15 protein-coding genes and 1 pseudogene are annotated in these 20,245 nt (G+C 60.5%); 10 read left to right on the forward strand and 6 right to left on the reverse strand.

What is annotated here, in order from left to right; translation table 11 throughout:
* Positions 1 to 24 precede the first annotated feature (24 nt).
* The 6 genes from AB4N42_RS08350 (at position 25) to AB4N42_RS08375 (ending at position 9,593) form a co-directional block, all read left to right on the forward strand.
* Positions 25 to 1,707 carry a fatty acid--CoA ligase gene (locus AB4N42_RS08350; RefSeq protein WP_460116078.1) on the forward strand — a complete coding sequence of 561 codons (1,683 nt, stop codon included), beginning with the start codon at positions 25 to 27 and terminating at the stop codon, positions 1,705 to 1,707.
* Between the two features lie 287 nt (positions 1,708 to 1,994).
* A complete protein-coding gene (locus tag AB4N42_RS08355) occupies positions 1,995 to 3,890 on the forward strand; it encodes a DUF1302 domain-containing protein (protein WP_198796259.1) in 1,896 nt (631 codons plus the stop codon).
* Between the two features lie 23 nt (positions 3,891 to 3,913).
* Positions 3,914 to 5,278: a DUF1329 domain-containing protein gene (locus AB4N42_RS08360; protein ID WP_030138615.1), complete on the forward strand. Its 1,365-nt coding sequence runs from the start codon at positions 3,914 to 3,916 to the stop codon at positions 5,276 to 5,278.
* A 206-nt stretch (positions 5,279 to 5,484) separates the two neighbouring features.
* Complete coding sequence (locus tag AB4N42_RS08365) at positions 5,485 to 8,220, forward strand: LuxR C-terminal-related transcriptional regulator (protein WP_030138616.1); 2,736 nt, start codon at positions 5,485 to 5,487, stop codon at positions 8,218 to 8,220.
* 81 nt (positions 8,221 to 8,301) lie between these two features.
* Positions 8,302 to 8,802, forward strand: coding sequence for a methylated-DNA--[protein]-cysteine S-methyltransferase (locus tag AB4N42_RS08370; protein WP_030138617.1), 501 nt, complete (start codon positions 8,302 to 8,304; stop codon positions 8,800 to 8,802).
* A gap of 182 nt (positions 8,803 to 8,984) precedes the next feature.
* Positions 8,985 to 9,593, forward strand: a complete 609-nt coding sequence (locus tag AB4N42_RS08375; protein WP_030138618.1) for a LysE family translocator — start codon at positions 8,985 to 8,987, stop codon at positions 9,591 to 9,593.
* Here the strand turns inward: AB4N42_RS08375 and AB4N42_RS08380 are convergent, their stop codons facing one another.
* From AB4N42_RS08380 to AB4N42_RS08400, 5 genes are all read right to left on the reverse strand, one after another.
* Positions 9,594 to 11,501, reverse strand: coding sequence for an alkaline phosphatase D family protein (locus AB4N42_RS08380; RefSeq protein WP_460116080.1), 1,908 nt, complete (start codon positions 11,499 to 11,501; stop codon positions 9,594 to 9,596).
* Positions 11,502 to 11,611: 110 nt separating this feature from the next.
* On the reverse strand, positions 11,612 to 12,895 hold the full coding sequence (gene dctM / locus AB4N42_RS08385; RefSeq protein WP_030138620.1) for a C4-dicarboxylate TRAP transporter large permease protein DctM: 1,284 nt from the start codon (positions 12,893 to 12,895) through the stop codon (positions 11,612 to 11,614).
* Positions 12,892 to 13,524 carry a TRAP transporter small permease gene (locus AB4N42_RS08390; protein WP_030138621.1) on the reverse strand — a complete coding sequence of 211 codons (633 nt, stop codon included), beginning with the start codon at positions 13,522 to 13,524 and terminating at the stop codon, positions 12,892 to 12,894. The genes dctM and AB4N42_RS08390 overlap by 4 nt, the downstream gene beginning before the upstream one ends.
* Before the next feature lie 66 nt (positions 13,525 to 13,590).
* Positions 13,591 to 14,586 carry a C4-dicarboxylate TRAP substrate-binding protein DctP gene (gene dctP / locus AB4N42_RS08395; protein ID WP_030138622.1) on the reverse strand — a complete coding sequence of 332 codons (996 nt, stop codon included), beginning with the start codon at positions 14,584 to 14,586 and terminating at the stop codon, positions 13,591 to 13,593.
* Between the two features lie 123 nt (positions 14,587 to 14,709).
* On the reverse strand, positions 14,710 to 15,702 hold the full coding sequence (locus tag AB4N42_RS08400) for a TRAP transporter substrate-binding protein (protein ID WP_030138623.1): 993 nt from the start codon (positions 15,700 to 15,702) through the stop codon (positions 14,710 to 14,712).
* Between the two features lie 172 nt (positions 15,703 to 15,874).
* Between AB4N42_RS08400 and AB4N42_RS08405 the strand changes: the two genes are divergently transcribed.
* Both AB4N42_RS08405 and AB4N42_RS08410 read left to right on the forward strand, forming a co-directional pair.
* A complete protein-coding gene (locus tag AB4N42_RS08405; protein ID WP_407684136.1) occupies positions 15,875 to 16,387 on the forward strand; it encodes a type VI secretion system amidase effector protein Tae4 in 513 nt (170 codons plus the stop codon).
* Entirely contained in the window at positions 16,384 to 16,611 is a 228-nt protein-coding gene (locus tag AB4N42_RS08410) for a hypothetical protein (RefSeq protein ID WP_460116081.1), read from the forward strand. The genes AB4N42_RS08405 and AB4N42_RS08410 overlap by 4 nt, the downstream gene beginning before the upstream one ends.
* A gap of 70 nt (positions 16,612 to 16,681) precedes the next feature.
* Here AB4N42_RS08410 and AB4N42_RS08415 read toward each other — a convergent pair whose 3' ends face one another.
* On the reverse strand, positions 16,682 to 17,098 hold the full coding sequence (locus tag AB4N42_RS08415; protein WP_217860300.1) for a VOC family protein: 417 nt from the start codon (positions 17,096 to 17,098) through the stop codon (positions 16,682 to 16,684).
* A 266-nt stretch (positions 17,099 to 17,364) separates the two neighbouring features.
* Between AB4N42_RS08415 and AB4N42_RS08420 the strand changes: the two genes are divergently transcribed.
* Both AB4N42_RS08420 and AB4N42_RS08425 read left to right on the forward strand, forming a co-directional pair.
* Complete coding sequence (locus tag AB4N42_RS08420) at positions 17,365 to 18,519, forward strand: mandelate racemase family protein (RefSeq protein WP_030138627.1); 1,155 nt, start codon at positions 17,365 to 17,367, stop codon at positions 18,517 to 18,519.
* A 69-nt stretch (positions 18,520 to 18,588) separates the two neighbouring features.
* Positions 18,589 to 20,212: pseudogene (locus tag AB4N42_RS08425) on the forward strand (ABC transporter substrate-binding protein).
* Positions 20,213 to 20,245: the final 33 nt, after the last annotated feature.

A 20,245-nucleotide genomic window follows, 5' to 3' on the forward strand; every position in this document is an offset into this window, starting at 1 on the left:
CGTGCAGTCAGAAAAGGGACACTTATGTTGCAGACTCGCGTAATTCCTCCAGCCGAAGGCGCCTATCAATACCCGCTGCTGATCAAGCGGCTGCTGATGTCCGGCGCGCGTTACGAGAAAACCCGCGAGATCATCTACCGCGACCAGTTGCGCTACAGCTACCCGACGCTGATCGAGCGCGTCGCGCGGCTGGCCAATGTGCTGACCGAGGCGGGGGTGAAGGCCGGCGATACCGTGGCGGTGATGGACTGGGACAGTCATCGTTACCTGGAATGCATGTTCGCGATCCCGATGATCGGCGCGGTGATCCACACCATCAACGTGCGCCTGTCGCCAGAGCAGATCCTCTACACCATGAACCACGCCGAGGACCGCTTCGTGCTGGTCAACAGTGAGTTCGTCGGGTTGTACCAGGCGATTGCCGGGCACCTGACCACGGTGAAGAAAACCTTGCTGCTGACCGACCTGCCGGAAAAAACCGCCGACCTGCCAGATCTGGTTGGCGAGTACGAGCAACTGCTGGCCGGTGCAAGCCCGGTCTACGACTTCCAGGATTTCGACGAGAACTCCGTCGCCACCACGTTCTATACCACCGGCACCACAGGCAACCCCAAGGGCGTGTATTTCACCCATCGGCAACTGGTGCTGCATACCCTGGGCGTGTCGACCATCATGGGCGCCATCGACAGCGTGCGGCTGCTGGGCACCAACGACGTGTACATGCCGATCACGCCAATGTTCCATGTCCACGCCTGGGGCCTGCCGTACGTGGCGACCATGCTGGGGCTCAAGCAGGTCTACCCCGGCCGCTACGACCCGGAGTTCCTGGTAGAGCTGTGGCGCAAGGAAAAGGTCACGTTCTCCCACTGCGTGCCGACCATCCTGCAGATGGTGCTCAACGCCAAGGGCGCCCAGGGCACCGATTTCGGCGGCTGGAAAATCGTCATTGGTGGCAGCGCCCTCAACCGCAGCCTGTACGAGGCGGCCAAAGCCAAGGGCATCCAGCTCACCGCCGCCTACGGCATGTCCGAGACCGGCCCGCTGGTGTCCTGCGCCCACCTCAACGACGAACTGATGGCCGGCAGCGAAGACGAACGCATCACCTACCGGATCAAGGCCGGCGTGCCGGGGCCGCTGGTGGAGGCGGCGATCGTCGACGGCGAGGGCCGCTTCCTGCCCGCCGACGGCGAGACCCAGGGCGAATTGGTGCTGCGCGCGCCGTGGCTCACCGAAGGTTATTTCAATGAACCGCAAAAGGGCGCCGAGCTCTGGAGCGGCGGCTGGTTGCACACCGGCGATGTCGCCACGCTCGACGGCATGGGCTTCATCGACATTAGGGACCGCATCAAGGACGTGATCAAGACCGGTGGCGAGTGGATCTCCTCCCTGGACCTCGAAGACCTCATCAGCCGTCATGCGGCGGTACGTGAAGTAGCAGTGGTCGGCATTCCCGATCCGCAGTGGGGCGAGCGGCCGTTTGCCTTGCTGGTGATTCGCGAAGGGCATGAGATCGGGGCTCGCGAGCTCAAGGAACACCTCAAGCCATTCGTCGAGCTGGGGCACCTGAGCAAGTGGGCAATCCCGAGCCAGATTGCCCTTGTTACGGAAATTCCCAAGACCAGCGTCGGCAAGCTCGACAAGAAGCGTATCCGCGTCGACATCACCGAATGGCAAAGCAACAACAGCACCTTCCTCTCGACGCTCTGAGCGTCCCTGCCGTGCCCGAAAAGGGCACGGCAGCCCCACCAAGCAAGCGCTTGTCTTGTCAAAACCGAAAATTCAGCCATCCTTGCCGTGCCGACAGGTGTCGGCCTGGCGAAGGACTGTTCCAGAGTGGTCGTGGGCTGCAAATCACACTTTAGAGGGATCAAGCCGTACTACCTGCTGGCTATAGTCCGCTCAAGGTTTTCTGGAATGGGACGCACGTGCCAGCACGGCGAAGGGTTTCCGGAAATACCCACTGCCATAACAATAAAACACATGGAGTTGCGTCGATGACCTCAGCAAACACTTTCTGGCGCCGGGCAAAATTGCCGCTGGCCGTCAGTCTTGCCTCCTCGCTCGCCGGCCCGGCTTTCGGCGTCAGCTTCAACATCGGTGAAATCGAAGGCCAGTTCGATTCGTCCCTGTCGGTCGGCGCGAGCTGGTCCACGGCCAAGGCCAACAAGAACCTGATCGGCGTCAACAATGGTGGCCATGGTTTGTCCCAGACCTCTGATGACGGTCACTTGAATTTCAAGCGTGGGGAAACCTTCTCGAAGATCTTCAAGGGTATCCATGACCTGGAGCTGAAGTACGGCGACACCGGTGTGTTTGTGCGTGGCAAGTATTGGTATGACTTTGAGCTCAAGGACGAAAGCCGTCCGTTCAAGGACATCAGCGACAGCAACCGAAAAGAAGGCGCTCAGTCTTCCGGCGGGCAGATTCTCGATGCGTTCATTTACCACAACTACGCCATTGCCGATCAGCCCGGCTCGGTGCGCCTCGGCAAGCAGGTGGTTAGTTGGGGCGAGAGCACCTTCATTCAGAACGGCATCAATGCCATCAACCCGGTCGATGTATCCGCGTTCCGTCGTCCGGGCGCCGAGGTCAAGGAAGGGCTGATCCCGGTCAATATGTTCTATGTGTCCCAGAGCCTGACCGACAATTTGTCAGCTGAAGCTTTCTACCAATTGGAGTGGGACCAGACCGTTACTGACAACTGCGGGACTTTCTTCTCGCAGCCGGACGTCATTTCCGATGGTTGTGACAGTAACCTGCGAGTGCTGAGGAGCGCGTCGGCGATTCCAGCTGCTGCGATGCCTACCTTGGGTGCGTTCGGTGTGGACGTAGATGGCGAAGGCACTTTGGTTCGTCGTGGCGCCGACCGTGATGCTCGGGACAGCGGCCAGTTTGGCGTGTCTTTCAAGTACATGTACGAGCCGCTGGATACTGAGTTTGGCGCTTATTTCATGAACTACCACAGCCGTGCGCCAATTTTCAGCGGTCATGGTGCACCAGCCAGCGCTTATACCAGCGGACCAGGGTTGGTAGGGTCGCTGATGGCCGCTGGCATTCCGTTTGCTCAAGCGGTTGCCATGGCTCAAGCCATGGTACCGATGGTGGTCGCAGGTAATTCAAACTACTACGTCGAGTATCCCGAAGATATCCGCCTGTATGGCCTGAGCTTCTCGACCACATTGCCCACAGGTACCGCATGGAGCGGCGAAATCAGCTACCGTCCGAATGCACCGGTCCAGCTCAATACCACTGACATCCTGTTTTCCGGATTAACGCCTCTGAACCCCGATGTTTCTGTACTGCCAGGACAGGCAGACACGGACCAGCCAGGCTATCGCCGCAAGGAAGTGACACAACTGCAAACCACCTTTACCCACTTCTTCGATCAGGTCATGGGCGCCGAGCGCCTGACATTGGTAGGCGAGGTCGGTTTCACTCACGTCGGTGGTCTGGAAAGCACTTCCAAGGCGCGTTATGGCCGTGATCCAAGCTATGGCCCTGGGCCATTGCCGAATGGCCAATGCGAGATATTGAACGGTTCGACCCTGGCAGGCGGAGCGCAGAACAACGCTAGTCGCTATTGCGAAAATGATGGCTTCACCACGGCAAACTCCTGGGGTTATCGCGGTCGCGCGATCTGGGACTACAACGACGTGTTCGCCGGTGTAAACCTGCGGCCGAACGTGGCTTGGTCCCATGATGTGAAAGGCTACTCGCCAGGCCCTGGCGCCAACTTCGAGGAAGGTCGCAAGGCCGTCAGCCTCGGGCTGGATGCCGAGTACCAGAACACCTACACCGCCAGCCTGGCCTACACCAACTTCTTCGACGGCAAGTACACCACTGTGGACGATCGCGACTTCGTGGCGCTCAGCGTCGGCGTGAACTTCTAAGCCGTATTTCAGGACGACACACTATGAAAATAACAAAGAATCTGTTGCAAGTCGGTGCGCTGGGACTATCCCTGTTGGCGGCCAGCGTCATGGCCGCCGTGCCTGCCGCCGAGGCCGATAAGCTGGGCAAGAGCCTGACGCCGATGGGCGCCGAGATGGCTGGCAATGCCGATGGTTCGATCACCGCCTGGAAACCCATGGCCAAGAACGCCGGCAGCGTGGACGGCAAGGGCTTCCTCTCCGACCCGTACGCCAGTGAAAAACCGGTCTTCACCATCACCGCGCAGAACGTCGACCAGTACAAGGACAAGCTCGCCCCGGGCCAGTACGCGATGTTCAAGCGCTACCCGGAAACCTTCAAGATGCCGGTCTACCCGACCCATCGCGGCGCCACCGTGCCGGATGACGTGTTGGCCTCCATCAAGAAAAACGCCGTGAACACCAAGCTGGTGGGCGCTGGCAACGGCCTGGAGAATTTCGAGACGGCGGTGCCGTTCCCGATTCCCCAGAGCGGGCTCGAAGTGATCTGGAACCACATCACCCGCTATCGCGGCGGCAGCGTGACACGTCTGGTCACCCAGGCCACGCCGCAGCCCAACGGTTCGTACAACCTCGTGTACTTCCAGGATCAGTTCGTGTTCCGCGACAAGATCAAGGGCTTCGATCCGGCCAACCCGGGCAACGTGCTGTTCTACTTCAAGCAGCAAGTGACTGCGCCGGCGCGCCTGGCCGGTACCGTGCTGCTGGTGCACGAAACCCTCGACCAGGTGAAGGAGCCGCGCAAGGCCTGGATCTACAACGCCGGCCAACGCCGCGTGCGCCAGGCCCCGCAAGTCGCCTACGACGGCCCGGGTACCGCCGCCGACGGCCTGCGCACCTCCGATAACCTGGACATGTACAACGGCGCGCCGGACCGTTACGACTGGAAGCTGGAAGGCAAGAAAGAGCTGTACATCGCCTCCAACAGCCACAAGATCGATTCGCCGCAGCTCAAGTACGCCGACATCCTCAAGGCCGGCCACATCAACCAGGACTTGGCGCGCTATGAGCTGCGTCGCGTCTGGCATGTGACCGCAACCCTGAAGGAAGGCCAGCGCCACATCTACGCCAAGCGTGACTTCTACATCGACGAAGACACCTGGCAAGCCGCGGTCATCGATCACTACGACGGTCGTGGCCAGCTGTGGCGCGTGGCCGAAGCCCATGCCGAGAACTACTACGACAAGCAAGTGCCGTGGTACGCCATGGAGGTTATCTATGACCTGCAGTCCGGTCGCTACCTGGCCCTGGGCATGAAGAACGAAGAGAAATCGGCCTACGACTTCGGCTTCACCGCGTCCACCAGCGACTTCACCCCGGCGGCACTGCGCCAGGAAGGCGTTCGCTAAATCGCTCCACCCGAGGCCGCATCCTCGAAAAAACGCCCCGACTGGTTCGGGGCGTTTTTTTTGACCGACACAAAAGCAGCACTCCAAGGCATTTGGTTTGTAGCCTTTTTGTAGCCATTTGTAGCACTCCCTTCAATACCTCTCCGTTTACGGCTAGTCTGCGGACATCTGCAACGCCGCCACCCGCATTCCAACAAGAGCCGGCCATGACTGATTTGTCTTCACTTCCGGATTCTTCCCGCGCAGCCATTGCGGTACAGGAAGGGCGCTTCTACCGCCCACCCTTGCCCGACGGCCATGTCGTGCGGCCGCGGTTGTGCGAGCGCCTGGGTGCCGGGCTTGGTGGCCGGTTGCTGTTGGTGAGTGCGCCGGCGGGGTTTGGCAAAAGCTCGCTGGCGGTGGAGTTCTGCCAGGGCCTGCCGGCCCACTGGCATAGCCTCTGGTTGGGGCTCAGTGCCAGGGACAACGACCCGGGGCGTTTCCTGGAGCGGCTGCTCGAAGGGCTCCAGGCGTTTTTCCCGCAACTGGGTGGCCGGGCACTGGGCCTGCTGAAAATGCGCCAGCGCCATCAGCCCTTCGCGTTCGAAGAATGGCTCGACGGTCTGCTCGATGAGCTGTCGGCGCATCTGTCCCCTCGCACTCCCTTGTTGCTGGTGCTCGATGACTACCATCTCGCCCAGAGCCCGGTGCTGGATCGCTGCCTGCAGTTTTTTCTCAATCACCTGCCCGACGGGCTGCTGGTACTGGTCACCAGCCGCCAGCGACCGGACTGGCACCTGGCACGGCTACGCCTGTCGCGGCAATTGCTCGAACTCAACGAACAAGACCTGCGCCTGACTCATGACGAAGCGCTGACCTTGCTCCAGCGTCACAGCAGTTCACTGCGCGGGGAGGCGCTGGAAAGCCTCATCCAGCGCAGTGAAGGTTGGGTGGCCGGGCTGCGTTTCTGGTTGCTCGCGGCTTCCGAGGCCGGCAATGACGGACGGCTGCCCCAGGCCCTGCACGGTGGGGAAGGGCTGATCCGCGATTACCTGCTGGAGGAAGTCATTGATTGCCTGCCCGCCGAGGTGCAGGCGTTTCTCTATGACATCGCCCCGCAAGAGCGCTTCTGCAGCGAGCTGTGCGATGCGGTGCGCGATGCCCATGACAGTCAGGAAATTCTTCAATACCTGGCCGCGCACCAAGTGTTCCTGGTGCCGTTGGACGAACATGGCCACTGGTACCGTTTTCATCACCTGTTTTCCGACCTGTTGCGCAGCCGTCCCAGTGCGCCGGCCATGGTGCCGGCCGCGACCCTGCACCTTCGGGCTTGCCGTTGGTTCAACGCCCAGGGCTTGATCGACGAAGCCGTGGAGCAGGCGCTGCGGGCGGGGCACCTGGATGTGGCGGCGAACCTCGTGCAGAACCTGTCGGAAGAGCAACTGCTGGCCGAGCAGAACGTCGGCATGTTGCTGCGCTGGAAAATGGACTTGCCCGACAGCCTCCTCATCAGCACCCCGAGGTTGATCGTGCTCTACAGTTGGGCGCTGGGCCTGGCCTGCCAACTGGATGCCGCCGAGGAGTTGGCCGCACACTTGAGCCGCTTCCTGCCAGCCCCATCGGCCACTGCGCAAAAGTCCATGCTCGCGCAATGGCTAGCCCTGAGCGGCATTGTTGCCCGAGGGCGTGGCGACCGCGCGGCTACGTTGCGCTATTGCACCGAAGCCCTGGAAAGCCTGCCGCAAAAACGCTATGGCCAACGCCTGATGTGCTTGTCCACGCTGTCGAACCTGGCGATTGCCGATGGCGACCTGTGGCGGGCTCGTGCCTTGAACCGGGATTCCCTGGAGCTGGCGCAACGGGTCGGCAATCCGCTCTTCGAGGCCCTCGCCCATTACGATCGGGCCCGGGTACTGCAAGCCCGGGGAGAAATCCTGCGGGCGCTCGAAGAAGTGAGACAAGGGCTGCAACGTCTGCAGGGTTTGTCGCCACAACGGTTGTACGCGGTGCGAGCGCGTTTGGTCCTGTATGAGGGATTTCTGCTGACCCTGCGCATGCAGTCCCAGGCTGGATTGGCACGGTTGCAAGCCGGCCTGACCGAAGCCAGGGCCTGCCGTGACATCAGCGTGTTGATCGGCCATTGCGTGATTGCACGCGTCGAAGGCTACAACGGCGAGTTCGCCCGGGCCTTTGCCGAACTGGCCGAGGCGGAGCGCCTGATGCATATCTGGGACGTTCCGCCGGTGTATTACCTGGCGATGATCACCCTGGTCAAATGCGAGCTCTGGCTTGCCCAGGGCCGCACCGAGCTGGCCGAAGCCTGGTTGGCGCGACTGGGACAGACCTACACTGGCGAACGGGCTGCCGCGCCTCCGGAATTCCATCCGCAACTGCCACTGCACGTTGAACTGCAACAGGCCTTGCTGGAATCCATCCGCGGGCAACCGATGCAGGCCGAAGGGCGCCTCGATGCGTTGCTGGAGCACGCGCAGCAAACCGGCCGGCAAATGCTCAGCGTCATGGTGCTCAATCAGAAGGTCGCGTTGCTGCTCGCTGTGGAGCGTGAGCCGCAAGCACGAAGCGCTCTGGCCCAAGCCTTCGAGGCCGCCATCGGCGGGGTGCTGCAACCTTTCGAGTGGTTGTTGAAAGAACATCCGGAGTGGCTGCGCGAGCAACTGTTGCAGGCACCGCCCAGCGACTTGCGCCAACAACTGCTCGAATCCTTGCCATCGGCGGCGACGCCAGCTACCGAATCCATGACGCCGGTCGAGACCCTCAGTAGCCGCGAACGCGCGGTGTTGCAACTGATCGCCCAGGGCTGTTCCAACCAGGAGATCAGCGAGCAATTGTTCATTTCGCTGCACACGGTGAAAACCCACGCCAGCCATATCAACAGTAAACTCGGCGTAGAACGCCGCACCCAGGCCGTGGCGCGGGCTAAGGCGTTGGGGTTGTTGGGATGAGGTTGCTGTGACAAAACTGTGGCGAGGGAGCAAGCTCCCTCGCCACAAGAGCCATTACGCGTGAGTCGAGGATTCCATTCGATGTTGCCGTTGTACAAAACCATCCCGTCCCCCGTCGGCGAGCTGATCCTTGTTGCCCGAGGCACGAAGCTGGCGGCGATCCTGTGGGAAAACGAACGGCTCAATCGTGTGCGCCTCGGGCCGCTGGAGCCAGACGACGATCACCCGACGCTCAAGGAGACCGAGCGTCAGCTGCTGGAATACTTCGCCGGCCAGCGCCGCCGTTTCGAATTGGAGCTGGACTTCGCCGGCACTGATTTCCAGGTGCGGGTCTGGCAGGCTTTGCTGACGATCCCATTCGGCGAGACCCGCAGCTACCGCGACATTGCCATCCAGATTGGCCAGCCGACCGCGACCCGCGCCGTCGGAGCGGCCAACGGACGCAACCCGATCTCCATCATCGCCCCCTGCCATCGCGTCATCGGCACGTCCGGCAGCCTCACCGGTTTCGCTGGCGGCCTCGCCGCCAAGCAGTTTTTGCTCAGCCTCGAAGGCCAGCAAAGCCTGCAGCTGGCGTTCTGACCCTCACCCAATCCCCATGTGGGAGCGAGCTTGCTCGCGATGACGGCCCAACATTCAGCATCTTCATCACCTGACACTCCGTCATCGCGAGCAAGCTCGCTCCCACAGATTTTTCCTGCGCCAATATGAAATCCGTCTACAGTGTCTGTCGCCTGCAAACATAAATCGCCAACGGAGCCACTATGGCCAGCTATGGATTGTTCCTGCTGCTCGCAACCCTGACCATCCTCAGCCCTGGCCCGGGCGTGGTCCTGACCCTGTCCAACTCGGTGCGTCATGGCTGGAGCGGCGCCTTGCCCGGTATCCTCGGCATCGCCCTAGGCGGTTTCCTGGTGGCGGGCATCTCGGCCAGCAGTGTGGGCTTGATCCTGGCGACGTCGGCGACGGCCTTCACCGTGTTGAAATACATCGGCGCGGCTTACTTGCTGTATCTGGGCGTGAAGATGTGGAACACCAAGACCTTCATTCCGACCCTCAACGACACGCCTTCACGTCCTTGGCGGCGATTTGTCGAGGCGTTGTCGATCCAGTTGCTCAACCCCAAGGCCGGGTTCTTTTTCCTGGCGGTGTTCCCGCAGTTCATCGAGCCGGCAGGTAACTATTACACGCAGTTTCTCCTGCTGGTGGCGTCCTACGGCCTGCTCGTCATCGGCATACACAGTGGCTATGCGCTGATGGCGAGCCGTGCCAGGGGCTGGCTATCCACGCGCCAAGGCACGCGCGTTGTCGGCAAGTTGTCCGGCCTGACGTTCTTTTCCTTCGGCGTGCTGATGGCCTCGGCCAGCAAGTGATCAGCCTGGGGGCGATTTCGGCGCCAGCATGCGTGTCGGCGGATGGCCGTTGGCGTTGTGCTGGTAGATGTCCGCCGGTTGCCCCTGCTCATTGAAAAACACCTGGCCGATACCCGCCGAATTCCACAAGCGTTCCCCGGCCTCGGCGTGTTCCGGGACGTGGGGAATGATGCGCATGCTGCGGCGCTTGGTGAACCAGTTCAAGGGGGATCGGGGGGAATAGAGCCAGCGGTTCAGTCGATCGAACCACTCCAGCAGCGCCGGAGGAAACTCATTCTTGATGCCGCTGCTGGTGATCTGCCAAATGCGCGGACCGCCCTTGCGATGTGGGATCAATACCTCATAGACGAAGGAATAATGCACGTCACCCGAGAGCACCACATAGCTGCCGGGCGTACGTGAATGTCGGAAAATATTCAGGATCACCTGGGCCGCGCCGCGATGGGCCATCCAGTTTTCCGCGTCCACCAACAGTGGATAACCGCACCAACTGAACACCCGCTGCACGGTCTCGATCAGTTTCACGCCGAAGATCGGCGCCGGTGACACGATGATCGCCGAGGGATGGTCCAGCAGTTCTTGTTGCAGCTCGCTCAGCGCTTCCCAGTCCAGCAGGCCCGACGGCTGCTTGAGGTTGTTTTCGCTGCGCCAGCGGCGCGTACGGGTGTCGAGCACCACCAGCGCCGGCGTGCTCGGCAGCACGTAGTGCCATTGCTGGAAACCGAGCAGCGTGTCGATCAGCGTGTCCTGCGGCGCGCTGTCGAGGTAGCGGTCTTTGGCGGTGCCGCATAACGCCACGGTTTGCTGGATCACCTCGCCAAACACGTCCGGGTTATTGCCCCAGCCCTGGCAGAGCATATAGGCGATCAGCGCGTTGCCGATGATGCGCTTGGAGAACGGATGCCCGTAGGCCGTTTCCTCCCATTGTGCGGATAAATTCCAGTCGTCGGTGATGTCGTGGTCATCGAAGATCATCAAGCAGGACAGGTGCGCGAACACCCGGGCCACGCCGCCAAGTCCGGCCCTGAAAGCCTCGATGCGTTGTTGCTCCACGTCATAGCGTTGACGTCGTTCGGCGGTCAATTCGGGTGGTTGCGGGTCGATCAACGTCCACGGCACGGGCGACCACACCAGCAGATACATCGCCATGACTTCGGCGAAGGTCACCAGGTGATTATCTGCGCTGCTGCTGGTGAAGATCGGCTTGCGTGCCCCGCCGAAGAAACGCTCACGCAGGGTTTCGTTGCTTTCGAGCGCTGGCAGCAAGTCTGCACGGTGGTAATAACTGGCGGGGTGTTGGTAAAGCTTGGCGCTGTCTTCAACCACCGCACCTTCGAGGCATTCTTCGAACAACCCCAGGCGCTCGATCAAGGCATGGATCGCCCGCAACATCGGCCCGGCGACATCGTCGGCATACACCTGGTCGCCGCTCATCATCAACAACGCCGGCCGTTGCTCGGGAGATTGCGCCAACAGTCGGTCGACACAGAGCAAACCGTCGTTGGCCGGGTAGTGGGGTTTGCGGCAGGAGCCATGGACCAGTTGCCCGATGCGCGAATGCAGCATGAAATTAGGGCACTTCGCACCGCCGTACAGCAGGTGCGGCGCCCATTCGGCGATGGGCGTGCCGTCTACCAGCAGGTCGTAGTCAATCGTCACATCCAGCGCCAGGGCAGTATCGAGATGCACGTCGATCAAGTGCAAGAATGCCTGCCGCCCCACGGGCACCACCGTGCAGCGCGTGGCGTCGAGCTCGAGATCGCCTGCTTCGTCGAGGCGCAAAGTCAACGTCAAGGGTCGTGAACCCACCAGCCACATCACCAGCCGCCGGGCTTCCAATCGCCGCAGCAGCGGACCGACGAGGACGGAGGGTAGGGTGGTTGGTGTGTCGGAAGGGGACGGCAACATTCGTAGGAAAAGCTCTGCTTCAGAAGGAAGCAGGGATCATAACGCAATGCGCCCAAGGGCTGTGGCGGCTGCGTCTTTGTGGCGAGGGAGCAAGCTCCCTCGCCACAGGATCAGCTCATTCCCAACCAGTTCGGCAGAACCAGCGAAATCCACGGCACATAGGTAATCAACACCAGGAACGCCAGCAAGATCATCAGCCACGGCATGGCTGCGCGGATGGTGGCCGTCAGCGACATGCCGGTCACCGCCGAGGTGACAAACAGGTTCAAGCCCACCGGCGGCGTGATCAAGCCGATTTCCAGGTTCACCACCATGATGATGCCCAGGTGAATCGGATCGATGCCCAGTTTCATGGCGATCGGGAACAGGATCGGCGCCAGGATCAGGATGATCGCCGACGGCTCCATGAACGCACCGGCAATCAGCAGCACGATGTTCACCACCAGCAGGAAGGTCACTGGCGTCAACCCGGCCTCGATCACCCACGCGGTGATCTGTTGCGGCAGTTGCTCAGTGGTCAGCACATGGGCGAAGAGCATGGCGTTGGCAATGATGAACATCAGCATGATGCTCAACTTGGCCGACTCCAGCAGCACCTTCGGCGTCTCGCGGAACGTCAGGTCCTTGTAGACGAACAGTGCGATAAACGCCGAATACACCGCTGCGACCGCCGCAGCCTCGGTGGGTGTGAACATCCCCGAATAGATCCCGCCGAGGATGATGACCATCAGCAGCAGGCCCCAGACCGCCTTGCGTGCCGCCGTCAGCCATTCGCGCAAGGTTGCCCTGGGCAAGGCTGGCAGGTTTTTCTTCACCGCGACGATGTAGATCGCCACCATCAAGAAGACACCCAGCAACAAGCCCGGCACCACACCGGCCATGAACAACTTGCCTACGGAGGTTTCGGTCGCGGCCGCGTACACCACCATCACGATCGACGGCGGAATCAGGATGCCCAAAGTGCCGGCGTTGCAGACGATGCCGGCGCCAAACGCTTGTGGATAACCCGAACGCACCATGCCGGCAATCGCGATGGAGCCCACCGCCGCCACCGTTGCGGGGCTGGAACCGGACAGCGCGGCAAACAACATGCACGCCAACACTGCCGCAATCGCCAGGCCGCCACGGATGTGGCCGACACAGGCGTTGGCAAAATCGATCAACCGTCGTGCCACGCCACCGGTGGTCATGAACGCACCGGCCAGCAGGAAGAACGGAATCGCCAGCAAAGTGTAGTGCTCGCTGGTTTCGAACAGCTTGATCGCCAGGGAACGCACCGAGTCGGGGCTGAAGAAAATGATCGTCAGCGATCCGGCTAGGCCCAGGGAAATCGCAATCGGCACGCCGATGAACATGAGCACGAACAGCGCAATGAACAGGAAGGCAATGGTCATGGCTTGTCTTCCTCGATCTCGGTCAGTTTGATCGCTTCCGCGGCTTCATCGGCCAGGCCCAGGCCCGTCTGACGATTCATCAAAATGCGTACGAGAATCTCCGCGAAACGGATAAACACCAGGGCGAATCCTACGGGCACGATCAGCCCGACATGCCATTGCATGATGCCGAAATGGCCGAGGTCTTCGGCGCCGATCTCAGCAATCATCAACGTGTTGATCCACTCGAAACTCGCCACTGCCAGCAACCCGGCATAACCCAGGCAGCACAGGCAGGCGATCACGCCAATGTAGCGTTGCACTGGTTTGCTCGCCAGTTTCACCAGCGCGTCGACACCGATGTGTCCTGCGGTGCGCACGCCGTAGGAAAGACCGAAGAAAATCAGCCAGCCAAATAGCGCCTTGGTCAGCGAGCTGCTCCAGGTCATCGCCTGGGCCATGCCCATGATGCCGTCGCCAATGGCGAACATCGACTCGCTGGCGGCCGGCCAGTTGTCGCCAAGGCTATAGAACACGGCATAAAGGTTGTTGAGGACCACGTAGACGAAGGTGACCAACGTCATGGCGGCCAAAAGGAAGGCAATGAAAGCTTCCTCGAAATGTTCCCAAGTGCGCCGAAGGGCGTTCATGGATGGCATCTCCTGCAGGGAGGACGACAGGCCGGCGCTGCCTCGACAGCAGCGCCGGCCAACCCATTACTGTGCCTTGTTGGAGGCTTCGGCGGCTTTGATCAGGTCGGCACCGATGTCACCTTCGAACTTCTTCCATACCGGCTTCATCTTGTCGCGCCATTCGTTGCGCTCTTCAGGCGTGAGGGTGATGATTTCGGTGGTCTTGGCGTCGACAATGCGCTGCTTGTCGTTCTGGTTAAGTTGCGCGGCTTCTTTGTTCACGTGCGCGGTCACTTCAACCAGGATCTTGTCCAGTTCGCTACGCACGTCCGGCTGCAGGCCGTTCCAGAACTTGGTGTTGGTGATCAGCATGTAGTCGAGTACACCGTGGTTGGATTCGGTGATGTACTTCTGCACTTCATGCATCTTCTGGCTGTAGATGTTCGAGTAGGGGTTCTCCGCACCGTTCACCACACCGGTCTGCAGGCCTTGGTACACCTCGGCGAAACTCATCTTGCGCGGGTTGGCGTTGACGGCCTTGAACTGTTCCTCGAGCACCGCAGACGCCTGTACGCGGAACTTCAAGCCACGGGCATCTTTGGGTTCGCGTAGCGGTTTGTTGGCGGACATTTGCTTCATGCCGTTGTGCCAATAGGCCAGGCCGGTGATGTTCTTGCTTTCCATGGACTTGAGCAGTTTCTGACCTTCTGGGCTCAACTGGAAACGGTCCACGGCGGAGATGTCGTCGAACAGGAAGGGCAGGTCAAACAACTGCACCGTCTTGGTGTATTGCTCGAACTTGGCCAGGGACGGCGCGATCATCTGCACGTCGCCCAACAGCAGGGCTTCCATTTCCTTGCCGTCGCCGAACAGCGAGGAGTTGGGGTACACCTCGACTTTGACTTTGCCCGGCAAGCGTTCTTCCACCAACTTCTTGAACAGCAACGCACCTTGGCCTTTAGGGGTTTGTTCGGCCACCACGTGCGAGAACTTGATGACCACCGGATCGGCTGCCATGGCCGAGCCCAGCGCGCTGAGGGCCAGCGTGCAGACGAGTGCTTTCCACATAGGTTTGAACATTGGGGTTTCCTTTTATTTTTAGTTTTGCCCGTGCGGGCTCATTCAACAAAACGCACGGTGGGACAGTTGCAAGTCTAGGCAGAAAATAGCTTGCCGGGGCATTGTGACATCAAGTGCCGCGTATTACTGCGCCGGGTTGGACGCTTCGGCAGCCTGGATCAGGTCCGGGCCGATGTCCTTTTCAAACTTCGCCCACACCGGTTTCATCTTGTCGCGCCAGGCGTTGCGCTCTTGCGGCGTGAGGGTAATGATCTCGGTGGTCTTGGCGTCCAGGACGTGCTGTTTGTCCAGCTGGTTGAATCGCTCCGCTTCCTTGTTGGCATGGGCAGTGGATTCGACCACGATCTTCTGCAGTTCCGCGCGGATATCCGGCGGCAGGCCGTTCCAGAAGTCCGACGTGGTAATCAGCATGTAATCGAGTATGCCGTGGTTGGATTCGGTAACGTATTTCTGCACCTCATGGAGTTTCTGGTTGTAGAAATTCGAATAGGTGTTTTCCGTGCCGTTGACCAGGCCCGTACGCAACCCCTGATACACCACCGAAAATATCATCGGTTGCCCTTTGGCGCCCACTGCCTTGAACTGCTCCTCCAGTACGGCGGAAGTCTGCACGCGAAAGACCAGGCCGCGCGCATCTTCGGGCGTACGAAGTGGCCTGGTCGCCGACAATTGCTTCATGCCGTTATGCCAATAGGCCAGGCCCGTGATGTTCTTGCTTTCCATGGACTTGAGCAATTGCTGGCCCTGGGGGCTCTGTTGGAAACGGTCTACCGCGGCAATGTCGTCGAACAGGAACGGCAAGTCGAACAGCTGTACCTTGCGGGTGTACTGCTCGAACTTGGCCAGCGAACGCGCAATGATCTGCACGTCTCCCAGCAGTAACGCTTCCATTTCCTTGTCATCGCCATAAAGCGTGGAATTGGGATAAACCTCCACCTTGACCTTGCCCGGCAAGCGTTCCTCCACCAGCTTCTTGAACATCAAGGCGCCTTGGCCCTTGGGCGTCTGCTCGCCCACCACGTGGGAGAACTTGATGACGATGGGGTCCGCCGCAGCGGTGCCCAGCGTGGTGAAAGCCAGCGTGAAGGCGAGCGCGTTCCATAAGGGTCTGAGCATGGCGATTCTCTTGGAATTATGTTTATCGTGCGGGCTCATCCCAGCCCCGGCGAACTGCAAACATGGCAAGTCTAGGAGAAAAAACGCGGGTGATTGGGTGATAGGTAAAATGAAGCTGTTTCGCCATCTGCTAGGCTAGGCCTCCAGGATCAAAAGCCGCAGGGGGAACAGGGTGTTTACGTTTGATACGTTATGGAAGAGTCATCCCGAAATATTCGGCGACGCCGCGCCTTGCAGGACGAATGGTTCCAAGAACTTTAGCGATCAATGCGCGATCAATCTCGGCGTGGCCCTGCGGCGCGCAGGCGCCGACATGAGCCAGCTCAGGAGTGTGCGTCATTGTTGGCAGCATCCCAAGAGCGAAGGGCACATATTGGCTGCCGAAGAACTCGCCAAAGCCTTGAGTCGAGCCAGGATTCCCGGCTTGCAAGGCATGAAAACCGTCAAAAGCGAAGACTTTGAAGACAGCCTGGAAGGGCAGCAGGGAATCATTTTCTTCAAGGACTTCTGGCGCCGGGCAAATGAAACCTCTGCCAATCGCAGTGGCGATCACATCGACCTTTGGAATGGTCGCCGGCTGACGGACTGGTTGAGTTACCCACGAATACAAATGGGCTTCTCCATCGAAGGTACCTTCTCGGATTACCATGAGTCCAAGGACATCTGGTTCTGGAAGGTCATATGAAGGTCATCAAAGGAGTCTTGTTCGTCTTGCTGCTGGTCGCTTCGGCCATGGGTGCTTTTAATCTGATTTTCATACTGATCGGAACCTATTTGGGTCCGCTGTATGAAAGCGATGCGGACCAGAGCCGCAATTTCGCGATCTGGCTGTTCGGAAATATCGGAGTGATGATTATCGCGGCTGCGGCGGGCATTACCTGGAGCCGGCGGCGCACGAAAAGGATTTAACCACGCAGTTGAAATCTCCAAAGTCATCTCCAGGCACCTCTTGGCCCGACCGCATCAGGCTGGCTGGAGTTCAAGCCTCCAACGCTGGCCCCTTCAACTCGATCTGATTGCCATCCGGATCGAAGCAGTAGACCGACCAGCCTTTCCCTTCCGCGCCATAACGCATCTGCGCTTTTTCGACGGTCAGGCCCGCTTTGCGCAAGTGAGCGATCAAGGCCTGCTCGTCAAACGGTTCGATGCGCAGGCAGAAGTGATCGACGTTATGGCCCTGCTTGCCGGCAGCCGCGCCACCCTGGCGGCCAAGCGGGCCATCGACAGCCACCAGATCGATCATCGATGCACCGGCACCGAGATGGATCAATCCCAGATCGTCCCGACGCTTCCTGAGCTCGCAGCCGAACACCGAGGTGTAGAAGGCGAGACTGCGCTCGATGTCGGTTACCCGCAGGACGATGTGGTCGATGCGTTCGATGGTGAAGTCCTTCATACCGGCCTCCGCATGGGGTGTCACGCCAATGACCCAATCACTTTAGCCCAACAATTCCCGCAGAGGGAGCGAGCTGATTCCCTGCGATGACAAAGTCGTGTGGTATGACGACTTCTATGGGCGCCATCTTCCTTGGGAAGATGGTTTGATGAAAAATCTCCTGTTTGTTTGGTTTTGTGGGTTGACACGTCTGCGAAAACATTCGAATAATCCGTTACGTTGTATGACGACATACAAATAAAAAATAACAACACGGTGGCCCTCCCATGAGAATCACAGGCGTTAACGTCGAAATCTTTTCCACCCCGTCGCGTCGCGCCCAGGACAGTGCCGGCCACGCCCATCCCGGCGACGAAGTCATGATCAAGATGGCCCTGCTGCGAATCAGTTGCGACGACGGATCGGAGGGTTATGCCTTCGGTACGCCTGAATTGATTCGCCCGCACATCATCGAATCCTTCGTGCGCAAGGTGCTGATCGGCCGCGACCCGATGGACCGTGAGAGCATCTGGCAGGATCTGGCGCACTGGCAGCGCGGCAGCGCCGGGCAATTCACCGATCGGGCCCTGGCCCTGGTGGAACAAGCCTTGTGGGATCTGGCCGGGCGCAAGCTGAAGTTGCCGGTGCACAAGCTCATCGGCGGTTACCGCGACAAGGTCCTGGCCTATGGCTCGACGATGTGCGGCGACGATTTGCCGGGTGGTCTGTCGACGCCGGATGAGTACGGCCAGTTTGCCGAGAAGCTGGTCAAGCGCGGCTACAAGGCAATCAAGCTGCACACCTGGATGCCGCCGATTTCCTTCGCACCAAATCCGCAAATGGACATCCAGGCCTGCGCCGCCGTCCGCGAGGCGGTTGGCCCGGACATCGCCCTGATGCTCGATGGCTACCACTGGTACAGCCGCATGGATGCGCTGACCATCGGCAAGGCCTTGGAGAAGCTGAATTTCGCCTGGTTCGAAGAGCCGATGATGGAAGACTCCGCCGAGTCCTACGCCTGGCTCGCTGCGAACCTGGACATCCCGGTGCTGGGCCCGGAAAGCATCGCCGGCAAATTCCACAGCCGCGCCAGTTGGGTGACGCAGAAGTCTTGTGACATCCTGCGCGCCGGCGTGGCCGGCGTCGGCGGTATCGGGCCGTGCCTGAAAGTGGCGCATCTGGCCGAGTCGTTCGGCATGGATTGCGAAGTCCACGGCAACGGCGCGGCGAACCTCGCCGTGGTCGGGGCGATCAGCAATTGTCGTTGGTACGAGCGAGGCCTGCTGCACCCGTTTCTCGACTACGAGGAAGTGCCGGCGCACCTCAACAGCCTCGTCGATCCGATGGACGCCGACGGTTATGTGCATCTGTCGGATCGGCCGGGGTTGGGCGAGGACATCAACTTCGCGTATATCGAAGCCAATACATTATCCCGGCACTGATGGCGCACTGCGTCCGAGGCTGAACGGCCCGGACGACAAGTCTTTATAAATATAAGAAAGGACTGAACCATGAAACTCTGGCCCAAGCGCCTGACCAGGCTGCTGTGTGTCATCGTGGCCCTGTGCACCGTGCAGGCGCCCGTCAGCCTGGCCCAAGGCGAAACGCCCGCCGACCAATTGGTGGTGGGCATGAGCATGATCAACCTGCTGTCCCTGGACCCGGCTGCCGCGACGGGGCTCGAAGTGGCCGAGGTCAACGCCAACGTCTATGACATGCTCCTGGAGCAAGACGCGGCGAAGCCGGACACGCTGATTCCCGCCCTGGCCAAAAGCTGGGAAATCAGCCCGGACCGTATGCGCCTGACCTTTCAATTGCGCGACGACGTGCGCTTTCACTCCGGTGCGCCGCTCACTGCGCAAGACGTCGCCTGGTCCTTGCAGCGGGTGGTCACGCTCAATCGCGCCCTGGCTTCGACCTGGAAAGCCTACGGCTTCACCGCCGAAAACGTCGTCAAACTGATGCGCGCCGAAGGGCCGCACACCTTTGTCATGGAGCTGCCGCGCAGCACCGATCCGTTGCTGGTGCTCAACACGTTGGCGACCTCGCCCAGTGCCTTCATCGTCGATCGCTCGGTGGCCTTGCAGCATCAGGTCGGCGACGATCAGGGCGCGGCGTGGCTGGCCACGCATACGGCAGGTTCCGGTGCGTTCAAGCTGGATATCTGGCGCGCCAACGACGTGATCCTGATGAGTCGCAACGATGAGTACTGGCGCGGCGCGCCGAAGTTGCGCCGGGTGATCATGCGCAACATGACCGAATCCCAGGCCTTGCGCCTGATGGTCGAGCGCGGTGACCTGGACGTTGCCCGCGGCATGGCGGCCACCGACATCAAGGCCCTGGGCGCGGTCGATGACGTGCACATCCAGAGCATCGCCCGGGGCACGCTGTACTACGTGGCGTTGAGCATGCAGCAGCCGCTGTTCCAGGACATCCGCGTGCGCCAGGCGATCCGATTGTTGATCGACTACCAGGGCATCAACGACGTGGTGATGCCGCACTACGGCGTGATCAACCAACGGCCGATGCAACTGGGCTTGCCGAGCGCGCCTGGACGATCCGGGTTATCGCCTGGACGTGGCCAAGGCCAAGCGCCTCCTGGCGGAAGCCGGTCACGCCGACGGCTTCAAGGTGAGCATCCGTTCGCTGACCGATCCACCGTTCATCAATATCGCCACCAGCCTGCAAGCGACGCTCGCCCAAGCGGGCATCCAGGCGACGATCATCACCGGCACCGGCAACCAGATCTACGGGGCGATGCGCGACCGTCAATTCGACATCCTCGTCGGGCGTGGCGGCGGCGGGGCTGAGCGGCATCCGCATTCGAGCCTGCGCGCCCTGGTGTACAACCCGGACAACCGCACCGAAGCCAAGTTGAGCAATTTCCAGGGCTGGCGCACCTCGTTCTTCGACCCGCAGCTCAACCAGTTGATCGAGCAGGCCGAGCGCGAGCGCGACCCCGAGCGCCAGCGGCAGATGTACGCCCAGGTCCAGACCCTCTACGACCAACAAGCCGGGGCAATCATGCCGGTCTCGCAAATGGTCGACGAGGTGGTGATCCACGCCGACGTGCGCAACTACATCGGCCACACCGCCGCCACCACGCGCCTTCGCGACGTCTATAAGCAGCGCTGAAATCGACGGCCCCAAGGCCAAGGCAGGAATGAA

Source organism: Pseudomonas sp. H2_D02 (genome assembly GCF_054677635.1).

What these genes read in the sequence shown, in the direction of transcription:
- AB4N42_RS08380 (WP_460116080.1), bottom strand. Translation starts at nt 11,501, where the DNA reads ATGTTGCCGTCCCCTTCCGACACACCAACCACCCTACCCTCCGTCCTC.
- AB4N42_RS08410 (WP_460116081.1), top strand. Translation starts at nt 16,384, where the DNA reads ATGAAGGTCATCAAAGGAGTCTTGTTCGTCTTGCTGCTGGTCGCTTCG.
- AB4N42_RS08370 (WP_030138617.1), top strand. Translation starts at nt 8,302, where the DNA reads ATGTTGCCGTTGTACAAAACCATCCCGTCCCCCGTCGGCGAGCTGATC.
- AB4N42_RS08365 (WP_030138616.1), top strand. Translation starts at nt 5,485, where the DNA reads ATGACTGATTTGTCTTCACTTCCGGATTCTTCCCGCGCAGCCATTGCG.
- AB4N42_RS08420 (WP_030138627.1), top strand. Translation starts at nt 17,365, where the DNA reads ATGAGAATCACAGGCGTTAACGTCGAAATCTTTTCCACCCCGTCGCGT.
- AB4N42_RS08390 (WP_030138621.1), bottom strand. Translation starts at nt 13,524, where the DNA reads ATGAACGCCCTTCGGCGCACTTGGGAACATTTCGAGGAAGCTTTCATT.
- AB4N42_RS08350 (WP_460116078.1), top strand. Translation starts at nt 25, where the DNA reads ATGTTGCAGACTCGCGTAATTCCTCCAGCCGAAGGCGCCTATCAATAC.
- dctP (WP_030138622.1), bottom strand. Translation starts at nt 14,586, where the DNA reads ATGTTCAAACCTATGTGGAAAGCACTCGTCTGCACGCTGGCCCTCAGC.
- AB4N42_RS08360 (WP_030138615.1), top strand. Translation starts at nt 3,914, where the DNA reads ATGAAAATAACAAAGAATCTGTTGCAAGTCGGTGCGCTGGGACTATCC.
- AB4N42_RS08415 (WP_217860300.1), bottom strand. Translation starts at nt 17,098, where the DNA reads ATGAAGGACTTCACCATCGAACGCATCGACCACATCGTCCTGCGGGTA.
- dctM (WP_030138620.1), bottom strand. Translation starts at nt 12,895, where the DNA reads ATGACCATTGCCTTCCTGTTCATTGCGCTGTTCGTGCTCATGTTCATC.
- AB4N42_RS08400 (WP_030138623.1), bottom strand. Translation starts at nt 15,702, where the DNA reads ATGCTCAGACCCTTATGGAACGCGCTCGCCTTCACGCTGGCTTTCACC.
- AB4N42_RS08355 (WP_198796259.1), top strand. Translation starts at nt 1,995, where the DNA reads ATGACCTCAGCAAACACTTTCTGGCGCCGGGCAAAATTGCCGCTGGCC.
- AB4N42_RS08375 (WP_030138618.1), top strand. Translation starts at nt 8,985, where the DNA reads ATGGCCAGCTATGGATTGTTCCTGCTGCTCGCAACCCTGACCATCCTC.